15 protein-coding genes are annotated in these 21,054 nt (G+C 61.6%); 12 read left to right on the plus strand and 3 right to left on the minus strand.

The window, feature by feature from the left end:
- The first annotated feature begins 195 nt into the window (after nt 1-195).
- Together Q1X90_RS04670 and Q1X90_RS04675 are read left to right on the plus strand one after the other, a co-directional pair.
- Complete coding sequence (locus Q1X90_RS04670; RefSeq protein ID WP_300767038.1) at nt 196-468, plus strand: ACT domain-containing protein; 273 nt, start codon at nt 196-198, stop codon at nt 466-468.
- Nucleotides 469-485: 17 nt separating this feature from the next.
- The gene (locus Q1X90_RS04675) at nt 486-1,850 is read left to right on the plus strand and encodes a PFL family protein (protein WP_300767040.1); all 1,365 of its coding nucleotides are present in this window, start codon (nt 486-488) and stop codon (nt 1,848-1,850) included.
- Nucleotides 1,851-2,070: 220 nt separating this feature from the next.
- Here the strand turns inward: Q1X90_RS04675 and Q1X90_RS04680 are convergent, their stop codons facing one another.
- The gene (locus tag Q1X90_RS04680) at nt 2,071-2,670 is read right to left on the minus strand and encodes a tRNA (cytidine(34)-2'-O)-methyltransferase (RefSeq protein WP_300767065.1); all 600 of its coding nucleotides are present in this window, start codon (nt 2,668-2,670) and stop codon (nt 2,071-2,073) included.
- Nucleotides 2,671-3,312: 642 nt separating this feature from the next.
- Between Q1X90_RS04680 and Q1X90_RS04685 the strand changes: the two genes are divergently transcribed.
- The 5 genes from Q1X90_RS04685 to Q1X90_RS04705 all read left to right on the plus strand — a co-directional run bounded on the left by Q1X90_RS04685 (nt 3,313) and on the right by Q1X90_RS04705 (nt 13,897).
- Nucleotides 3,313-4,224 carry an A/G-specific adenine glycosylase gene (locus Q1X90_RS04685; RefSeq protein ID WP_300767067.1) on the plus strand — a complete coding sequence of 304 codons (912 nt, stop codon included), beginning with the start codon at nt 3,313-3,315 and terminating at the stop codon, nt 4,222-4,224.
- A gap of 108 nt (nt 4,225-4,332) precedes the next feature.
- Nucleotides 4,333-4,962, plus strand: coding sequence for a hypothetical protein (locus Q1X90_RS04690; RefSeq protein ID WP_300767042.1), 630 nt, complete (start codon nt 4,333-4,335; stop codon nt 4,960-4,962).
- A 320-nt stretch (nt 4,963-5,282) separates the two neighbouring features.
- Nucleotides 5,283-8,849, plus strand: coding sequence for a DNA-directed RNA polymerase subunit beta (rpoB, locus tag Q1X90_RS04695; RefSeq protein ID WP_300767044.1), 3,567 nt, complete (start codon nt 5,283-5,285; stop codon nt 8,847-8,849).
- A 97-nt stretch (nt 8,850-8,946) separates the two neighbouring features.
- Nucleotides 8,947-12,954, plus strand: coding sequence for a DNA-directed RNA polymerase subunit beta' (locus Q1X90_RS04700; protein WP_300767046.1), 4,008 nt, complete (start codon nt 8,947-8,949; stop codon nt 12,952-12,954).
- Between the two features lie 343 nt (nt 12,955-13,297).
- Nucleotides 13,298-13,897 (plus strand): FHA domain-containing protein, encoded by a 600-nt coding sequence (locus tag Q1X90_RS04705; RefSeq protein ID WP_300767048.1) that lies wholly within the window; start codon nt 13,298-13,300, stop codon nt 13,895-13,897.
- Here Q1X90_RS04705 and Q1X90_RS04710 read toward each other — a convergent pair whose 3' ends face one another.
- On the minus strand, nt 13,898-14,545 hold the full coding sequence (locus Q1X90_RS04710) for a hypothetical protein (protein WP_300767050.1): 648 nt from the start codon (nt 14,543-14,545) through the stop codon (nt 13,898-13,900).
- 326 nt (nt 14,546-14,871) lie between these two features.
- On the opposite strand from Q1X90_RS04710, the gene Q1X90_RS04715 reads away from it, so the two are divergent.
- Together Q1X90_RS04715 and dapB are read left to right on the plus strand one after the other, a co-directional pair.
- A complete protein-coding gene (locus Q1X90_RS04715; protein WP_300767052.1) occupies nt 14,872-15,555 on the plus strand; it encodes a GNAT family N-acetyltransferase in 684 nt (227 codons plus the stop codon).
- A 68-nt stretch (nt 15,556-15,623) separates the two neighbouring features.
- Nucleotides 15,624-16,373 (plus strand): 4-hydroxy-tetrahydrodipicolinate reductase, encoded by a 750-nt coding sequence (gene dapB / locus Q1X90_RS04720; protein ID WP_300767054.1) that lies wholly within the window; start codon nt 15,624-15,626, stop codon nt 16,371-16,373.
- 109 nt (nt 16,374-16,482) lie between these two features.
- Here the strand turns inward: dapB and Q1X90_RS04725 are convergent, their stop codons facing one another.
- Nucleotides 16,483-17,187, minus strand: a complete 705-nt coding sequence (locus Q1X90_RS04725) for an FCD domain-containing protein (RefSeq protein ID WP_300767056.1) — start codon at nt 17,185-17,187, stop codon at nt 16,483-16,485.
- A 321-nt stretch (nt 17,188-17,508) separates the two neighbouring features.
- On the opposite strand from Q1X90_RS04725, the gene Q1X90_RS04730 reads away from it, so the two are divergent.
- The 3 genes from Q1X90_RS04730 to Q1X90_RS04740 all read left to right on the plus strand — a co-directional run bounded on the left by Q1X90_RS04730 (nt 17,509) and on the right by Q1X90_RS04740 (nt 21,030).
- A complete protein-coding gene (locus tag Q1X90_RS04730; protein ID WP_300767059.1) occupies nt 17,509-18,186 on the plus strand; it encodes a gluconokinase in 678 nt (225 codons plus the stop codon).
- A 10-nt stretch (nt 18,187-18,196) separates the two neighbouring features.
- Nucleotides 18,197-19,096, plus strand: a complete 900-nt coding sequence (gene dapA / locus Q1X90_RS04735; RefSeq protein ID WP_300767061.1) for a 4-hydroxy-tetrahydrodipicolinate synthase — start codon at nt 18,197-18,199, stop codon at nt 19,094-19,096.
- A gap of 62 nt (nt 19,097-19,158) precedes the next feature.
- Nucleotides 19,159-21,030, plus strand: coding sequence for a ribonuclease J (locus tag Q1X90_RS04740; protein ID WP_300767063.1), 1,872 nt, complete (start codon nt 19,159-19,161; stop codon nt 21,028-21,030).
- Nucleotides 21,031-21,054: the final 24 nt, after the last annotated feature.

The following is a 21,054-nucleotide window of genomic DNA, read 5'->3' on the forward strand; positions in this document are numbered from 1 at the left end:
TGGCGCCGGCGCCGACCTGCATGCGGGACACATGCCGATAAGCGTGGTGTCCGGGTTGTCGGAGGTGCTTCTGCGTGGCGGCGTTACATCGGCCTGATGGACAGGACGCCTGATTTGTGCGGGCGTATCCATATACTTGGACACGAATCCGCGCGCCGGTGAGGATTGTCGGCGCATTCTCGTCTCAGGAGTTCCATGAACAAGGCAATCATCACCGTTGTGGGTCAGGATACCGTCGGAATCATCGCACGCGTGTGCACGTATCTTTCGGAGCATGACGTCAATGTGCTTGACATTTCGCAGACGATCATCGACGGGTTCTTCAACATGATGATGATCGTGGACTATGGCGGGGCCGATGAGGAGTTCTCGGCGATCGTCGGCGGACTGGACTCCATCGGCGAGGACATCGGGGTGCGCATCAGATGCCAGCGCGAGGAGATCTTCACCCGCATGCACCGCGTCTGAGCCGCAGGGAGGCAATCATGCTGAATATCATGGAGGTCCATGAGACCAACCAGATGATCGAGCAGGAGCGGCTTGACGTCCGCACCATCACGATGGGGATCAGCCTTCTTGACTGTGCCGCGGACACCGTGGACGCGGTGTGTGCGAACATCTATCGCAAAATCGTCGACAAGGCGCACAACCTGGTCGCCACGGGCGAGGCCATCGAGCGCGAGTACGGCATCCCGATCGTCAACAAGCGCATCACCGTGACGCCGGTGTCACTCGTCGGCGCGGGAGCATGCCGGTCCTCCGAGGATTTCGTGCGCATCGCCCACACTCTGGACCGTGCGGCCAAGGAGGTCGGCGTCGATCTCATCGGCGGCTATTCGGCGCTGGTGTCGAAGGCGATGACTCCCGCCGAGGAGCGTCTGATCCGCTCGCTGCCGCAGGCGCTGTCCGAAACGGACATCGTATGCTCGTCGGTGAACGTGGGATCGACCAAAACCGGCATCGACATGAACTCCGTCGAGCTTCTGGGACATATCGTGAAGGACATCGCCTACGCCACGCGCGACAATGACAGCTATGGATGCGTCAAGTTCGTGGCGTTCTGCAACGCGCCCGACGACAACCCCTTCATGGCGGGCGGCTTCCATGGCGTCACCGAGGGCGACGCCGTCATCAACGTGGGGGTCTCCGGTCCCGGCGTCGTCTCGCGTGCGCTGGACGCCGCGAAGGGACGCGATTTCGAATTCCTGTGCGAGACGATCAAACGAACCGCCTTCAAGATCACCCGCGTCGGCCAGCTCGTCGCCCAGGAGGCGGCCAGGCGGCTCGGCATGCCCTTCGGCATCATCGACCTGTCCCTTGCCCCCACTCCGGCGCAGGGGGATTCGGTCGGCGAGGTACTCGAGAAGATCGGCCTTGCGCAGGTCGGAGCCCCGGGAACCACCGCGGCCCTAGCGATGCTCAACGATCAGGTCAAGAAGGGCGGCATCATGGCGTCCTCCTATGTCGGCGGACTGTCCGGCGCCTTCATACCCGTCTCCGAGGACCAGGTGATGATCGACGCGGCCAGCGCCGGATGCCTGACCATCGAGAAGCTCGAAGCGATGACCTGCGTGTGCTCGGTCGGACTGGATATGATCGCCATTCCAGGCGAGACCAGCGCGTCCACCATTTCCGGCATCATCGCCGACGAGGCCGCCATCGGCATGGTCAACCAGAAGACCACCGCGGTGCGTGTGATTCCCGTCTATGGCAAGGGCGTGGGCGATTCGGCGGAGTTCGGGGGACTGATGGGCCATGCGCCGATCATCCCCGTCAACCAGACCAGCTGCGAGGCGTTCGTCACGCGCGGTGGAAGGATTCCCGCTCCGATCCACAGCTTCAAGAACTGAGGTTTTCGGTTCCTGGTTCCCTTTCCGGTTCCCTGTGATTCTGTTTTTGTGGTGCTTCTGTTTTGCGGCCCGGGTAGCTCGGAGGCGCGGGTGGGGGCTGGTGTTCCAGACCCTCAGATTCCTGAAATTTTGTGGGTTTCTTGTCTGTGGGTTTCTTGGGATATGGGGTGCTGAGTGTGTTGGTGCGGATGTTCCTGCACTGTCCCGCGGGGTGATGCTCTCAGCGTCCGCCGGCGAATCCCAGTTGCCGCCAGGCCTCGTAGATCGCGATCGAAGCGCAGTTGGTCAGGTTGAGGCTTCGTAGGCTGGGGCGCATGGGAAGGCGGACCTGTGTATACACATGAGGTCCGGCCATGATCTCCATCGGATCGGGGATGTCGCCGGGTTCGGGGCCGAACAGCAGTATGTCGGTGGGTCGGTAATCGATTTCGGTGTAGAGGGTTGTGGCGTTCGCGGTGAAGGCGATGATGCGCGAGTTCGGCATCGACGTCACCAGATTGTCGAAGTCGGGGTGGAGTACCACATGCGCCATGTCGTGATAATCGAGGCCCGCGCGTCGCAGCTTGGTGTCATGCAGGTTGAAACCGAGCGGCTCGACCAGGTGCAGAATCGTTCCCGTCACCGCGCAAAGACGTATGGCGGAGCCGGTGTTTCCTGGAATGCGTGGGGAGTAATAACACAGGTGCGGCGTTTGAGTTTCCGCCTGTGCCGCATCCTCCGCGCTGAGCATGGCGTCGACGACGCTGATGGGATTCCCGTGGCTGTCTGTGACCAGCTCATCGGGGCCGTAGTTGGATTTGCGGTATCCGTATTCGTACATCCCCTCGGGGACAGGGCGCTTCTGGCCGGAGGATTCGACCGCGCTGTGACCGGGCTGGTGGTGGTCGGCCTGACGATTCACGCCGTCTGCGCGGTTACCGGCGTCTTCTGCCTTGGCGGTTGTGTTCCCATCAGTTGTGTTGCCATCCGTCATGGGTGTTCCTTCTTGTTTTCGTGCCGCGGCATGCGTTTGGCTGCCGCAAGTGTGAGTTGTCTGGCTTGCTCTCATGGTCTCTCACCTGTGGGGCGCGCCTGTCGCTCTGCGGACCTGTCCGGGATTCGAGCATAATTGCCGCCATACCCGGGGTCTTTTGTGGTGTTGCGGGAGAAATGCCAGTGATTGTGGCGTTCGTTGGGCGGATTTCGCGTTCGTTGGGCGGGGGCATCGCATAGCCAGTGATGCGCATTGGCGGTATTCCGCCTGCCTGGGAAAGTTGATGGTCGACACTCCCGCCCAGCGAAGAGAATTTCCGCCCAACGAGTGACGTGTTTCCGGCCATGTCGCGTGATGGCGCACAATAGTGGGGTGCCTTACTCCCCGCGACGCCACGATGAGCGACGCCACAATGACGATTCCGACACATCCACAACGGTGCCGATGGCGTCCACACCCGGATGGGATGCTCCTTCGACCCGCGTCATGATGGGTCTTCGGCCATGTCTGTTTGCCGCGCTTAGGGAATGGTGGGATGTGAGCGCCCGTGACCTTCCCTGGCGCTTCGGCCGCACGACTCCGTGGGGGGTTCTCCTTTCGGAGGTGATGAGCCAACAAACCCCGATGAGTCGCGTGGCTCCTTATTGGATTGAATGGATGCGCATGTGGCCGGACCCGGAGGCGTTGGCCGCGGCTCCTGTGGCGGATGTGATCACCGCATGGGGGCGATTGGGATATCCGCGCCGTGCGATTCGCCTGCGTGAATGCGCGGCGCGGATCTGCGAACGATTCGGTGGCGCGGTTCCGGACGACTATGACGATCTCCTCTCGCTGCCGGGAATTGGCGATTACACGGCGTCCGCTGTGGTGAGCTTCGCGTATGGTCGACGGGTTGCCGTGAAGGACACGAACATCCGTCGTGTCCTTTCGAGGGTCGTTGATGGCGTCGAATCGGTCGGAGGGTCGGCCACGGCCCGTGACCGGGAGCTGGCAGAGGTGATGCTTCCGGACGATCCGGATGACAGTGTCGTATGGAACCAGGCGGTTATGGAGCTTGGAGCGGTTGTGTGCACGGCGCGCACGCCGAATTGCGCGGATTGTCCTGTGTCGTCGTCGTGCGCGTTCCTCGCCGCGGGACGACCGGGTCTGGGGGAGCGTAGGACGAGGCCTCGGCAGCGTTTCCAGGGGACGGATAGACAGGTTCGAGGGCTTATCCTCAACGCGTTGAGGGGAATGGCGAAGAATGCCGGACGTTCCGGGGATGGGGAATCAATGCCGCGTTCCGTTGTTCGATCGTTGTGGGGCGACTCCGCTCAAGTGGACGCATGCGTGGCCTCGCTAGACGAGGATGGATTGATCGAGATCCTTGAGGACGGCGCGATACGCCTTCCTCGTGAATGACGTGCCTGCACGCGAGGGAAGGAACAATGTCGGATCGGATCGTGGAACGGGGATATCGGATTGTGGAACAGGGGTAACGGGGGGTAGGCATGGCCTAGACTCGAAGGCATGCCGACCAGAAAGCCCTTGTCATCTGCAGCCGCCCGAAAGGCGCGTAGGCGTCGAGTGTATCTGCGCCGCCGAATCGTCGCCGGTCTGGCCGTGGCGACGGTTCTTGCCGTGGTCGTTTTCAGTGTGGTCAGCTGGGCGAGGGGTATCGCCGCTGTCGTGGGTCTTATCAAGGGCACCGATGTGTCCGTGTCGAGGTCGGCGGTTCCCACTCCGAGCGCGTCCGCATCCGCGGTGGACTGTGGATCGAGCGATGTGTCCTTGTCGCTCACCGCGAAGTCCCAGACGTTGTCGGTGGGAGGTTCGGTGGATTTTGTCGTGTCGGCCACGCACAAGGGGTCCAGAAATTGTCTGATCGACATGTCCGCGTCATCCCAGGTCCTAACGATCACGTCGGGGAACGATGTCGTGTGGACGTCCGCGTCGTGCGAGTCCGATTCGAATTATCTGCTGCTGGCGACGGGTGACAAAACCAGTCTGACGATCACATGGAACGCGGATCGGACGGGGTCCACGTGCGTCGACGATGATGATCTTCCACGTGTGAGCAGGGGGACGTATGTCGCGAAGGTGGCGATGAAGGAGGACTCCGGTGTGGCGAGCGATCCGGTGACCGTCGTCGTTCAGTGACCGACCGCAGCGATTGTCGTCGTTCAGAGAATGTCTGCAGCGACCATGCGTAAGAGCTGGAAGTAGTGGTCTGAAGCACCGCCGGAAGCACCGCCGGGATGCCGATTCGCGGGTCATCCTTTACGCCCTCGATTAACCGTCATGGAGCGGTTGCATTTCTTTCAGTACGTGCTAGAATCGTGACTTTGCATGAGGTATGTCATATTGCGGGCATGCTGAGGGATTCAGTGCCCGCCCGAACGGCATATGGCGGTCGTCGGTCGCGGACTGTTTTCCTAGGGATTGGTATCGAATAACAACCGAGCGATAAGGAACGTCCATTGGCTGCCACTAAGGCTGAGACGAGTACCACCACCACCGCACGGGCCGACGAGCACGACATCGCCTTGCATAAGGCGTCGGACCGCGTCAATTTCGGTTCCATCAGGGAACCCATCGATGTCCCCTACCTGTTGGGGGTCCAGACCGATAGCTTCGATTGGCTCATCGGCAACGACCGCTGGAAGGCGAGGGTCGCCGAGGACAAGAAGAACGGGACCCACACCGTCCCCCACGCGTCGGGTTTGGAGGAGGTCTTCCAGGAGATTTCCCCGATTGAGAACTTCGCGCAGACCATGAGCCTGACCTTCTCCGATCCATACTTCGAGGAGCCGCGTCACACGGTTCAGGAGTGCAAGGAGAAGGATTACACCTACTCCGCGCCGCTGTACGTGAACGCCGAGTTCGAGAACGGCGACACTGGCGAGATCAAAAGCCAGACCGTGTTCATGGGCGACTTCCCGCTGCAGACGCCGCATGGAACCTTCATCATCGGAGGCACCGAGAGGGTTATCGTGTCGCAGCTCGTCCGGTCCCCGGGCGTGTACTTCGACCGCACCTCCGACCGCACGTCCGACAAGGAGGTCTTCGGCGCGAAGATCATCCCCAGCCGTGGAGCATGGCTGGAGTTCGAGATCGACAAGCGTGACGTTCTTGGCGTCCGCGTCGACCGCAAGCGTAAGCAGTCCGCCATCGTCTTCCTCATGGCCATCGGCATGACGAAGGATGAGATCGCCGAGGCGTTCAAGGGGTATCCGCTGGTCCTCGACGCGCTGTCCAAGGAGACGGGCATCAACACGCAGGATGAGGCGCTCGCGGATCTTTATAAGAAGATCCGTCCCGCGGACTCGACCAGCGCGGAGGCGGGCCGTAACCTCCTCGATTCGTTCTATTTCAACACCAAGCGCTACGATCTCGCCCGCGTCGGCCGCTACAAGATCAACCGCAAGCTTGGCTTGGAGACCGATTACGAGGACCGCAGCCTCAGCCGCACCGACATCGTCGCCACCATCAAGTACCTGGTATCGCTTCACAGCGGCGAAAGCACGTTCCCGGGCCGTCGTGACGGCAAGGACGTGGAGCTTCGGGTGGATGTCGACGACATCGACCATTTCGGCAACCGCCGCATCCGTCAGGTGGGCGAGCTTATTCAGAACCAGCTCCGCACCGGTCTGAGCCGTATGGAGCGCGTTGTGCGTGAGCGCATGACGACCCAGGACGCCGAGGCCATCACGCCGCAGTCCCTGATCAACATCCGGCCTGTGAACGCGACTATCAAGGAGTTCTTCGGAACGTCCCAGCTCAGCCAGTTCATGGACCAGAACAACCCGCTCGCGGGCGTGACCAACAAGCGTCGTCTGTCCGCGTTGGGTCCCGGTGGCCTGTCGCGCGACCGCGCTTCCATGGAGGTCCGCGACGTACACCCGTCCCACTTCGGCCGTATGTGCCCGATCGAGTCCCCTGAAGGCCCGAACATCGGACTCATCGGCTCCTTGGCCACCTTCGGCAGGATCAATCCCTTCGGATTCATCGAGACTCCGTACCGCAAGGTCGAGAAGGGGCATGTCACGGATGATGTCGTGTACATGACCGCCGATCAGGAGGCCGAGCACGTCATCGCGCAGGCCAACCAGGAGTTGGACGAGAACAACGACTTCGTCTCCAAAGAGGCCCTGGTGCGTGACGCGGCCGGTGAGGCGGAGGACGTCCCCGTCGACCAGGTCGACTTCATGGATGTCTCTCCACGCCAGATGGTGTCGGTGGGCGCGTCGCTTATTCCGTTCCTCGAACACGATGAGGGGCACCGCGCGCTGATGGGAACCAACATGCAGCGTCAGGCGGTTCCGCTGGTCAAGTCCGAGCGCCCGCTGGTGGGCACCGGCTCCGAATGGCGCTCGGCCGTGGACTCCGGCGACGTTATCCTCGCTCAGAAGCCTGGTGTCGTCACCTATGTGTCCGGCGACATCATCCGCGTGATGAATGACGACGGAACGCAGTCCAGCTATCGTCTGTCCACGTGCCAGCGTTCGAACCAGACGACCTGCTACAACCAGGTGCCGCTGATCAAGGATGGGGAGCGCGTCGAGGCCGGAACGGTCTTGGCCGACGGCCCCGCCACCGAGAAGGGCGAGATGGCGCTCGGCAAGAATCTGCTGGTCGCCTTCATGCCGTGGAACGGATACAACTACGAGGATGCGGTCATCATCTCGCAGCGCCTTGTGCAGGATGACACCCTGTCGTCCATCCACATCGAGGAGTATGAGATCGACGCGCGCGATACCAAGCTGGGCGCCGAGGAGATCACCCGTGATCTTCCCAACGTCGGCGAGGACGCGGTGGCGAATCTCGACGAGCGCGGCATCATCCGAATCGGAGCCGAGGTCGAGGCCGGTGACATACTCGTCGGCAAGGTCACACCCAAAGGCGAGACCGAGCTGACCCCCGAGGAGCGTCTGCTCCGCGCGATCTTCGGCGAGAAGAGCCGTGAGGTTCGCGACACCTCGCTGCGTGTTCCCCATGGCGAGACCGGAACGGTCATCTCCGTCAAGGAGATCACCCGTGAGGACGCCGAGGAGGATGGCGACGAACTGCCGAATGGCGTGAACCAGATGATCCGCGTGTACATCGCGCAGCATCGCAAGATCACTCAGGGAGACAAGCTTTCCGGACGCCACGGCAACAAGGGCGTCATCTCGCGGATTCTTCCCGAGGAGGATATGCCTTTCCTCGAGGACGGAACGCCGATCGACATCATGCTCAACCCTCTGGGCGTCCCCTCGCGAATGAACCTGGGACAGGTGCTGGAACTGCATCTGGGCTGGGTTGCCCACGCGGGATGGGACATTAGTCTGGATCCCGATCTCGAGGCCGAGTGGAAGAAGTACGTTCCCAAGGGAGCCGAGAAGGGCGAGCCGGGAACACCGGTCGCGACTCCGGTTTTCGACGGCGTGCGTCCCGATGTCCTCAGCGGACTGCTCAAGAACACCCTGCCCGACCGTGACGGCAACAAGCTTATCGGTGAGAACGGCAAGGCGAGACTGTTCGACGGCCGGACCGGAGAGCCGTTCCCCAAGCCGATATCCGTGGGATACATGTACATGCTCAAGCTCCACCATCTGGTGGACGACAAGATCCATGCGCGCTCCACGGGTCCATACTCGATGATCACTCAGCAGCCGCTGGGCGGGAAGGCCCAGTTCGGCGGCCAGCGATTCGGCGAGATGGAGGTGTGGGCCCTTGAGGCCTACGGAGCCGCCTACACGCTTCACGAGATGATGACCACCAAGTCCGATGACGTCGATGGGCGCGTGCGGGCCTACGGTGCGATCGTCAAGGGCGAGAACCTGCCGCCGGCGGGAATCCCCGAGTCATTCAAGGTGCTGCTCAAGGAGATGCAGTCCCTGTCGTTGAACGTCGAGGTTCTGAGCGCGGACGGCAGTGTTATCGACATGAAGGCCGACGACGACGACCCCACATCTTCCTCGAACGATCTTGGCTTCAATATCGGGGCGCGCCCCGACGCCGCCGCCAAGGAGGACCAGGTGGTGGACCAACCGGAGTACCGCTGAGTCTCCCGGCGTGGCGGAGCCGAGTCCCCGCCACGCCGGATGAGATGACCGAATCCATTTCCGTGATCACTAAATTTTCACAGACAGGACATGCAGAGTGCTGGACGTCAACGCATTTGACAAATTGAGGATCGGACTGGCGACCGCCGAGGATATCCGTAACTGGAGTTTTGGCGAGGTCAAGAAGCCCGAGACGATCAACTACAGAACATTGAAGCCCGAGAAGGATGGACTTTTCGGCGAGCAGATCTTTGGGCCCACACGTGACTGGGAGTGCGCCTGCGGCAAGTACAAGCGCGTGCGCTTCAAGGGAATCGTGTGCGAGAGGTGCGGCGTGGAGGTCACCCGCAGCCGTGTCCGTCGCGAGCGGATGGGCCACATCGAGCTCGCCGCGCCGGTGACGCACATCTGGTTCTTCAAGGGCGTTCCGAGCCGTTTGGGATATCTTCTCGACATCGCCCCGAAGGACCTTGAGAAGGTCATCTATTTCGCCGCTTATATGGTCACTTCGGTCGATGAGAAGAAGCGTCAGGCAGACCTTCCCGATCTCGAGGCTGAGCACGAGCGCGAGGTTTCCGCGCTGAACCAGCGTCGCGACGTCGAGATCGAGGCTCGGGCGAAGAAGTCCGAGGAGGACCTCGCGCAGCTCGAAGCCGAGGGCGAGGTGAAGGCCAGCGTCAAGTCGAAGCTCCGTAACGGAGCCGAGCGTGAGATGGCGGCCATCCGTCAGCGCTATGACGATCAGGTCGAGAACGTCAACTCGGTGTTCAGCCGCTTCAAGGAGATCAAGCCGGGCGATATGGAGTCCGACGTCGACAAGTGGCGCGACATGAAGGACAAGTATGGCGAGTACTTCGACGGCTGCATGGGCGCCGAGGCCATCAAGAAGAGGCTTCAGGACTTCGATCTTCAGGCCGAGTCCGACAAGCTTCGCGAGGAGGTCGTCAGCGGAACGGGCCAGCGCAAGACGCGCGCCCTGAAGCGGCTGAAGGTCATCAACGCCTTCCTCACCACGGGAAACAAGCCCGAGGCCATGGTGCTTGACGTCGTTCCGGTCATCCCTCCTGATCTGCGCCCGATGGTGCAGCTGGACGGCGGCCGTTTCGCGACATCCGATCTCAACGACCTCTACCGTCGCGTCATCAACCGCAATAACAGGCTGAAGAGGCTGATTGAGCTCGGAGCTCCCGAGATCATGCTCAACAACGAGAAGCGCATGCTTCAGGAGGCCGTCGACTCGCTTTTCGACAACGGTCGCCGCGGCCGTCCCGTGACGGGCGCTTCGAACCGTCCTCTGAAGTCCCTGTCCGACATGCTGAAGGGCAAGCAGGGCCGTTTCCGCCAGAACCTGCTCGGCAAGCGCGTCGACTATTCGGGACGTTCGGTCATCGTGGTTGGCCCCTCGCTGCGCATGCACCAGTGCGGCCTTCCGAAGCCCATGGCGTTGGAGCTGTTCAAGCCCTTCGTCATCAAGAGGCTGGTGGATCTCAACTACGCGCAGAACATGAAGAGCGCGAAGCGTCTGGTCGATCGCGCCGATTCCGTGGTGTGGGGCGTGCTCGAGGAGGTCATATCCGAGCACCCGGTCCTCCTCAACCGCGCGCCGACTCTGCATCGTCTGGGTATCCAGGCATTCGAGCCGATTCTGGTCGAGGGCAAGGCAATCCACCTTCCGCCGCTGGCCTGCGCCGCCTTCAACGCCGACTTCGATGGCGACCAGATGGCCGTGCACCTCCCGCTCGGCGCCGAGGCCCAGGCCGAGGCCCGGTCGCTTATGATGGCGTCCGACAACATCCTCAAGCCCGCAGACGGCCACACCGTCACCATGCCTTCCCAGGACATGATCCTTGGTCTGTACTATCTGACCACCGTCGTGGACGGCAGCAAGGGACAGGGCCGCGTGTTCTCCTCGATGGCCGAGGCCGCCATGGCTTTGGACCGTCATGAGATCGACATGCAGTCCAAGGTCCTGCTGCGTCTGCCCGAGGACTTCATCCTTCCCACCGGTTGGGAGCCGGGAGAGCTCAAGGTCGTCGACCCCGAGCCGGGAAGTCCCGATGTGGTGAAGGAGGAGAGGCTCACCGACGGGTCTGTTCTGTTCGGCACGTCGTATGGCCGGATGCTGTTCAACGGCACTCTCCCCACCGACTATCCGTTCATCAACGATCAGGTGGCCAAGGGTCGTCTGTCCAAGATCGTCGACGACATCGCCGCCAGGTATTCGGTCGCGCAGGTCGCCGCGACTCTGGACGCGCTTAAGGATCTGGGCTTCACCCGCGCTCCGTGGTCCGGCGTGACGATGGCCTTCTCGGACATCGTCGCTCCTCCGAACCGCAAGGAGATCATCGCCGGATACGAGGATCAGGCCGCCGAGGTCAACACCCGGTACGACATGGGTATGCTCACGGACGAGGAGCGCCGCCAGGAGCTCATCAATCTGTGGACGGAGTGCACCGACAAGGTCGCGGACGCCATGCGCGAGAACTTCCATGATGACAACAACGTGAACATCATGGTTCAGTCGGGAGCGCGTGGAAACTGGATGCAGATCCGCCAGATCGCCGGAATGCGCGGACTGGTGGCCAACCCCAAGGGTGAGATCATCCCCCGACCGGTGAAGTCCAACTATCGTGACGGTCTGTCCGTGCTGGAGTACTTCATCTCCCAGCACGGCGCGCGCAAGGGCTTGGCCGACACCGCCCTTCGAACCGCGGAGTCGGGGTATCTGACCCGGCGTCTTGTGGACGTGGCCCAGGAGGTCATCGTTCGCGAGGAGGACTGTGGGACGACGCAGGGATTGTGGATGCCGGTCGCGGACCGCGACGAGGACGGGAATCTTGTGCTCGTCAAGGCCGCCGATGGTGGTCCTTACTCCCGTCTGCTCGCGCAGGACGTTCTTGATCCGTCCGACGGGAAGACCGTCCTGTACAAGGCCGGCGACGCGTTGTCCATGGATGTCCTCAAGGATATGGTCGCCCACGGCGTCGAGAAGGTCTGCGCCCGTTCGGTGCTTACCTGCGAGTCGACTCGCGGCGTGTGCGCGAAGTGCTATGGATGGTCGCTGGCCACCAATCGTCTGGTGGATGTTGGCGAGGCGGTCGGAATCGTCGCGGCGCAGTCGATCGGCGAGCCTGGAACCCAGCTGACTTTGCGTTCCTTCCATTCGGGCGGCGTCGCTTCGGCCTCCGATATCACCCAGGGTCTTCCCCGTGTGACGGAGCTTTTCGAGGCGCGCACCCCGAAGGGCGAGGCTCCCTTTGCAGAGTTCGATGGCACGGTCAAGGTCGAGGACTCGGATCGCGGTCGTACCATCACGGTTCTGCCGGACGACGAGCGCAACGCGGAGACTGTGTTCAAGGTCACCCGCCGCGCGCCGATGCTCGTCAAGGACGGAAGCCACGTCACCAGTGGAACGCAGCTCATCGAGGGTTCCGTGGATCCGAAGAAGATTCTTCGAGTTCAGGGCATCCGCGCCGCCGAGATCAACATTGTCACCGAGGTGCACAACGTGTACCGTTCGCAGGGTGTGGATATCCACGACAAGCACATCGAGGTCATCGTGCGGCAGATGCTGCGCCGCGTGACGGTCAACGACGCCGGAGACACCAACCTTCTTCCGGGGGAGCTCGTCGATCGCGCGAAGTACCGTGCGACCAACCGCGCCGTGATCGAGAAGGGCGGACAGCCCGCGACCGGACGTCCGGTTCTCATGGGAATCACCAAGGCCTCCCTCTCGACCGATTCCTGGCTGTCGGCGGCATCCTTCCAGGAGACGACCCGCGTGCTCACCGACGCGGCGCTCAACCAGCGCGACGACGATCTCAAGGGACTCAAGGAGAACGTCATCATCGGCAAGCTCATTCCCGCCGGCACGGGATTGGCTCGGTACCGCAACGCTGTTGTGGAGCCCGACAAGGCGATTCGTGACAGCATCTACCCGAACTTCGGTCTGGGAGATGGCGGGGACGCGATTTCTGGGTTTGACGGAACCGATACAGGTGATGTGGATCTCTCCAACATCGATTTCAGCGACTATGCTCCCGGCGACGAGGACAATCCCGATGATTTCCTCAACGATCAGGGGGGACAGGGAGAGATCGTCTGATATCCGAGGGTTCCCGGCGTGAGGAAACCGTTCGACACCGGATTCGCGGACCATCGGATGCGATGGGTCGGATGAGGGTCGGATGAGGGTTGGATGAGGTGCCACGCGCATGCTGATGGTGGTCGTGGGGTCATGGATGGCTCCGCGGCCACCATTTGTTCATGGAGCCTCGTTGCCGAGGCATTGTTGTTGTCGCGCAGTCGGTTGTCGGCAGGGAGGGATGGTCTTCGCGCAAGCCATGGGAACGATGTCCACGGGGAACGATGCGAGATATTCTTCGGACACGCCATCGGAGTCCGTCGAAGTGATGTCTGTCCCTATCGCATGTGCTATGACTGGGAATATGAGTGGACAACTGCCCTATCCCCCACCGCCGGAGTGGGGATGGTACCCCCAGGACCGTGTCGCGGCGGGGGAGCGCGATGGCGGCGATGACGCCGTTTCGGTGAGCGTTGATGATGAGACGATGGACGATTTCGCGGATGCGCCGAACACATCGGCGAAAGCGTCGCGGCTATACGACGATTTCCGTGATGATCTGGAAGATTGGGGCGGGACCGTTCTGGCGCCGACGTTCACCAGACCCGGAGTGTCCCATCCCGTGTATCGTCTGCATAATCCTTTGACGGGTCAGCGGGTGTCGCTGTCGACGGCCACGCTTGTTGGAAGGAAGCCCTCCGCGATGGTTCCGGCGGGTTGCGCGTCGGTCCGTCTTGAGGATCCCACACGAACGATTTCCCGTAATCACGCCGCCATCGGATTCGACGATGCCGGAAACCCGTGGATCGAGGACTATGGCTCGCTGAATGGCACGGTTATCGTGGTTGATGGAGTGGAGACGCGCGTGGAGGGGGACGCGCCCGTGCGTCTGCCCTGCCCGTGTGTCGTTCGTATAGGCGATCAGCTTTTCGAGTTTGACGTCTCCGATGATCGGCGTGGGTGATCAGGCGCGCGTCGCGAGGGCCGCGTCGATATGCGGATCGTGAAGGTTCGCCAACCATTCCACGAGTTCCGGGTATGTGCTGGGGTTGCGGGCCAGGCACGCCCGCAGCTCAGGTGCGTATTCGGCGATTTGGGCGATCGTCATCGGATCGGTGTTGGGATCTAAGGCTTGTTCGGCGGTGAATCCGTATGAATTTGTCGCCACGGGTGTCGCGGAGCTCGGTTTCCAATCGGCTGGCTGCGATGCTGCTGGCTGCGATGCTGCTGGTAAAGACGCGGAATCGTCGGAGGACGTGGCCGGGAATATTCCAGCTGTTGTCTGATGTGCCAGAGCATGCGGGCGGTGCTCGGGGTAGGTCTCCCACCCCGCCGATCCATGCGTCGTGTTGTGCCGCGGCGTCTTGCGTTCGTCGACAGCGGTGCGTTGATGGCTGTCGCCGGGAAGTGTGTCGAGATTCCGCTGGCGGATATACCGGCGGGCTCTTTCGTCGCCGAACTGCGAGAGCCAGTGGATGAGTCCCGGGTAGGCGCGTGCGTTGGCGGCGACATTGGCGCCGAACTCAGGGTTTTCGTAGGCGATTCTCGCGAGGAGGACGGGGTCTGCGTCGGGGTTTTGGACAGCCTTGACTGCGAGATCATAATCAACCATGATGCGTGCCTCTGGCCTTTCGAGCGCTGTGTGACAGTTGTTTGTGACAAAGAGCGTTGCTCTCGGGCGGCCTTCATCGGTCGCCGGAACATATCAGCCTATCATATATTACATCGACAATAATAGATCTGGTCGTCAAATCTTGCGGTTTTTCCCGATGTGGTTGCATGCTGGGAAAGGACGCCGTCTATGGCAAAATCCCTCATGTTGCTAGATATTCTGCTGGGGGTGCGTGGTATGGTCCACGAGGGGAGTGCCGTATGTGGTGTTCCGAGAATGATGACGCCGTCGGTTTCTGAGGCGGTTGGGATGTGAGGAGTGGTTGTATGGCGGGCGGAGCTGATGTGCAGATCCGGTCTTTTGAGGGCAGTGATGTTGATGCGGTTGTGGATGAGTTTAATGAGACGTGGGGAGGGGCGACGTCACGCTTAAGCCCTGGGGAGTCGCTGGCGTTGTCTAGACATTTTGTTTTCCATTTTCTGCGCGATGCGACACGGGCCGATGTGGCCGTTCTCGATGGTGCGATCGTGGGGGTGATCGTTACGAGAATCGCGGGAAATCCACCCATATACGAATGGGTTCCCGCGCGGATGGAGCGTACGGATGCGGCTTTGGAGGCATCCAGCGCCGCGGCGAAGACGGAGCTTGCCAAGGCCCGCCGTTGGCATTCCCTCGATAAGGAGATAGAGCGCGCCTCTGATCTTCTTTCCGGCAAGGTGGCGGAGGTCGAGCTCTTTCTGGTGTCGCCCAAAGCGAGGGGACATGGCGTGGGGAGATCGCTGTGGGGCGGGGCCTTGGAATATTTCCGAGCCAACGACGTGAAGACGTTCTTCCTTCATACTGATACCTCCTGCGATATGGGATTCTATGATCATCAGGGACTGCGCCGTGTGTCTGAGCTCTCGCTGCGCCCATCCTCTCCCACGCTTCAGGCGATGGCTAGGCGTGACGTTCCGGGGAAGACGCGGCCGTCCGAGGAGTTGTTCCTATGTGTGGGGTCTCTGGAGTAGCGGCGGTCCGTCGGAATGTCGGCGATGGTTTGCGCGGAAATGTGGAAGGTATGGAAAGGTGGTTGAGGATGATTAGAGTGTCGATAGTGGGAGCGCGGGGGCGGATGGGGTCCACTGTTGTGGATGCCGTCGGACGTGCCGGGGATATGACGTTGTCGCAGTCGGTGGATGCCGGAGGGGATCTCGCCTCCATCACCGCGGACAACACCGACGTCGCGGTGGAGTTCACCGTTCCATCGGCCTCCAGAAAGAACGTGCTGGGTCTGATCAAGTCCGGGGTGAACGTTGTGGTCGGCACCACCGGCTGGGATGAGGATGGGCTGGATGCGGTGCGTGGGGCATTGGGGTCGTCGGACCACACCGGCCAGAGTGTGGTCATCGCGCCGAACTACGCTCTTTCCGCGGTCCTGATGGAGAGGTTCGCGGCTCAGGCGGCCAGATATTTCGAATCGGCGGAGATAGTGGAGATGCACCACCCCGATAAGGTGGATGCCCCGTCGGGAACTGCTCTGCACACAGCCCATGTGGTGGCGCAGGCGCGCGCCGACGCGGGTCTGGGGCCGATGCCGGACGCTACCACAGGCCAAGCCGAATCCCGGGGCCAGGTGATCGACGGAGTGCACGTCCACGCGGTGCGTCTTCGCGGTCTCAACGCCCATGAGGAGGTGCTTCTTGGAAACCAGGGGGAGCAGCTTATGCTTCGCGCCGACAGCTTTGATAGGTCGTCGTTCATGCCGGGCGTCCTTATGGCGGTGCGTAGCGCCGCATCGGGCAATCGGCCTGGGTTGACGGTGGGATTGGGCGCCCTGCTGGATTAGTCGGATTGGCTGGCTTGGCCGAATCGCCAGTTGATACCGTTCGGCCGTTCGCGGATTGGATTTTCCGTGAACGGCCGAACGGCATGATGGTTGATGTCAACCGGTCAAATCACTCGCGGGGAGCGGCGTTCTCCTCGGGCTGTGCGGCGATCGCGTTGCCGGCCTCGCTGATAATCGATCGCATGGCGTCCTCGGCGGCGTTGCCGTCGCGTTTGCGGATGAACGCCGCGACGTCTCCGTGCAGTCGCAACGCGGCCGCATTGGCCGCCGCCGGCATCAGATTGTGGTGCGTCCGTCCTGTGAGCATGGATGCTATGACGTTTCCCAGAGCGGCGAGCATGCAGTTTCCGGAGGCGATCAAAAGCGTCTTGTGGAACTGTATGTCGGCGTTAAGGTACTCCTCTCCCGATGCGTCGTCGGAATGGGCGACCATGTTGATCGCGGCTTCGGTGAGTGTCGCCCACTGCTCGGGTGTTGAGCGGGATGCGGCGAGACGTGCCGCGATGGGCTCGACGGCGGTTCTCAGCTCCGTCAGCTCTCTGAGTGCGGCGTCCCGTTCGCCGCTGCGCAGTCGCCACTCGATGACCTGTGGGTCGTAGGGGTTCCAGCTGGTGCGTGGGTTCGCCGTGGCACCGGCTTTGCGCTTCACTGTGACCAGTCCCATCGTTTCCAGAACGCGTGTCACCTCACGGGTGACGGTGCGTGATGGAGTGGGCGCCACATTCGGTTGGGGAAGCCGGGTGCCGGTGGCCGTCTCTCCGCTCACCACGGAAAGACCCCAATAATCGAGTAGTCGGTCATGCAGAGTTGTCATTGCGTCTTCTTGTATGTCTATGTCGATTTTTGGCTGTGCTTCTGGCATGTGGAATATTATTGCACCTCTCCATAGATATGTCATGCGTAATGAAGAAATTTGGACACTTTGTTGCGGGGCGCTGGTGTATGACGTATAATTTTTATGTCGTGCGTAAATAATTATAAATTGGAACATGTCAGGCGTATTGATACCAACGCTTATCGGGGAACGATTCTGGCCGCTCACGCTTCTTGGGGGTGTGGGCATGGAATCATCAGGGCCGCGGTACGGATGCCGTCGATGCGTGTTCCGCTGGGACATCCTTGTGGGGGAGGGGCGATGTCTTTCGACACGCAACGAATGAATCCGAATCAGAGTGGTTCCGCCGATGGCGAGGGGGACGATGACGAGGGGGAGAGCTCGGTCGATCCGCCGATGGCCATTGTTGTGATGGGGGTTTCCGGGTCTGGGAAAACCGTTCTTGCCCGCGAGCTGTCGACGATTCTCGATTGGCCCTACGCCGAGGGGGATGATTTTCATCCGACGGACAACATCCGCAAGATGGCATCGGGTGTGCCCCTGGTCGACGCTGATAGATGGGGCTGGCTCAGATCCATAGCCGGATGGATGGATGCGTCCGCGGCGCGTGGCGAGTCCGTCGTCGTGTCCTGCTCCGCGTTGAAAAAGTCGTACAGGGATGTGCTTCGCCGTTCCGGCACCGTGTTCGTGTGCCTGAATGGATCAAGGGACGCGCTGCGGAATCGCCTTGCGGGCCGGACCGGCCACTTTATGAAGGTGGATATGCTGGATTCCCAGTTGACCGATTTCGAACCGCCCCAGGATGATGAGCGACATGTCGACATCGATGTGGGAAGGGGGATGGATCCCGAAGAGGAGGCCATGACGGTTCTCACGATTCTGGGGCTCGCCCCCGCCGCGGATCTCGATTCCGGAATGGTTGGTGCGGGCCGCGGCGATCGTGGACATCGGCCGTCCCGAGTCCCGGCCGGGAAGTAGCGTGGAGGGCATGAGCACCATGCATCTCCTCGATCCCGCGCCCTTTGGGCGGGTTCTTCCCGCAATGGTCACGCCAATGACATCGGATGGACATGTCGATTTCGACGCGGCGGGGCGTCTTGCGTCCCGGCTGGTTTCGGAGGGTGCCGACGGACTCGTCGTCAATGGCACCACCGGTGAGTCTCCCGTGACCCACATGGACGAGAAGGTCGAGCTGGTGCGCGTGGTCAAGGCCGCGGTGGACGTTCCGGTCATATCCGGTGCCGGGTCGAACGACACCGTTCACACGGTGAGGATGACGGAGCTCACCCAGGAGGCTGGGGCGGATGCGGTCCTCATCGTCGCGCCGTACTATTCCCGGCCCTCGCAGGAAGGCATCTACCGGCATTACCAGGCCGTCAATGACGCCACGGACAAGCCCATCATCGTCTACGACGTCCCCGGTCGAACCGGCGTGCGCATACAGCTGGAGACATACCGTCGGCTGGCTGAGCTGAGCCATGTCAAGGCCGTCAAGGATGCCACGGGGGACATCGCCGGGGCGGTTCGCAAGCGCATCGAGACGGGACTGACTTGGTATTCCGGGGATGACGGACTGTTCCTTCCGTTCCTGTCGATAGGCGCCGTGGGCATCATCTCGGTGATCGCACATGTCGCGGCGGCGCCCATGCGTCGTCTTGCCGATGCATTCGACTCCGGGGACATCCATACGGCGCAGGCCTTGTCGGTGCAACTCGCGCCGCTGGTCGAGGCGTTGAATGGAAACGGGTTCCAAGCGGTTATGGCTAAGGCCGCGCTCAAGGTTGCGGGTGCGTTGGACGACACCACCATGCGCCTTCCCAATGTCGGTCCAACGCAGGCCGAACTCGATCGCGCCCGTCAGGGCATGCGCGACGCGGGTCTGCTGTGACGACGATGATTCCTCGTCCGCGCATAGGCGCGGACACCAAATAACAGAAATCCAAGAAGGATATGTCAACAGAAAACAACACCACAACAAACCACCGCAGCCGTCAGAGCAAGTCATCCGACGGGCAGCGCCCCTCGCGGACGGCAAAGGGAGGACGCAACGGCTCCCGCAGGTCGGCCAGGCCACGCGCCACCTCGCCCCAGCAGGGGACGCTGATAGCCCCTCCGAAGTACCGCAAGGGGTCCATGCGCATCGTTCCGCTCGGAGGATTGGGCGAGATCGGGCGCAATATGAATGTGATCGAGTACAACGGTCACCTGCTCCTCATCGACTGCGGAGTGCTGTTCCCCGCCGAGGAGCAGCCGGGTGTCGATCTCATCCTGCCCGACTTCTCGTATATCAAGGACAGGCTCGATCAGGTCGAGGCTCTTGTCCTCACCCATGGTCATGAGGACCATATCGGCGGAGTTCCATTCTTGCTCAAGATGCGGCCGGACATCCCCCTGATCGGATCCAAGCTCACATTGGCCTTCGTAAAAGCCAAATGCGATGAGCACCATCTCAATCCCACAACCGTCGAGGTCAACGGTAGGGACAAGCTCAAGGTCGGTCCCTTCATGCTTGAGTTCGTGGCCGTCACCCACTCTATTCCGGACGCGCTGGCCGTATGCGTGAAGACGCCGGCCGGATCTCTGATCGACACGGGCGACATCAAGCTTGACCAGCTTCCTCTGGACAAGCGAATCACCGATCTGGTGGAGTTCGGCAAGCTGGGCGAACAGGGAATCGACCTGCTCATGATGGATTCCACGAACGCGGAGGTGCCGGGATTCGTCAAGCCGGAGGTCTCCATCGGGCCGGCGCTCGACCGCGCCTTCGCCGAGGCCAACCGCAAGATCATCGTGGCCAGCTTCTCCAGCCACGTCCATCGTGTGCAGCAGGTGGTGGACACCGCGCACAAATACGGCCGCAAGGTGGTGTTCGTCGGGCGTTCGATGGTCCGCAACATGGCCATCGCCTCGGATCTGGGTTATCTGCACATCCCCGAGGGAACCGTCGTCGACCTGAAGAAGTCCCACGACATTCAGGACGACAAGCTTGTGTACATGTGCACGGGATCCCAGGGTGAGCCGATGGCGGCGTTGGGCCGCATCGCGGATGGCAACCACCGCGACATCACCATCAACGAGTTCGACACGGTTATTCTCGCGAGCTCCCTGATTCCAGGCAACGAGCATGGTGTGTACAAGATCATCAACAAGCTGATCCAGCTGGGGGCGCGCGTCATCAACCGGGACAACGCGGCCATCCACGTGTCCGGCCATGCCGATGAGGGCGAACTCCTCTACCTGTACAACATCATCAAGCCCAAGTGCGCGATGCCCATCCACGGAGAGAACCGCCATCTGGTGGCCAACGGTCTGATCGCCGTCAAAACCGGGCTCGACCCACAGAACGTCGTTCTGGCCGAGGATGGAGATGTCGTCGATCTCTATCACGGCAAGGCCGCGATTGTCGGATCCGTTCCGTGCGCGTACGTCTATGTGGACGGCGATTCGGTCGGCGAGCTCACCGATGACGAGCTTGAGAAGCGCAGGATTCTCGGGACCGAAGGATTCGTGTCCAGTTTCGTGGTCGTCGACAGCGAGACGTCCGAGGTGGTGTCGGGACCGAAGATCTATCTCAACGCAGTGGCCGAGGATGAGAGCGAGTTCAACAACGTCCGTCGCCAGATCGTCGGAGAGCTTGAGGATGCCATGCTTCAGGGCACCAAGGATCCGGCCAGACTGCAGCAGCTTATGCGGCGCACGCTCGGAAGCTGGGTGGCGCGTCAGCTTCACCGCAAGCCCATGATCGTGCCCGTTGTGGCGGACATCGCGCGGGATGTGATCCAGGCGCCGCAGGATTCCGCTCAGGAGCAGAGGCGTCCGTGACGGCGGCGGCCGTGGAATATCACA

This window comes from uncultured Bifidobacterium sp. (assembly GCF_949292005.1).
Classification (GTDB): Bacteria; Actinomycetota; Actinomycetes; order Actinomycetales; family Bifidobacteriaceae; genus Bifidobacterium.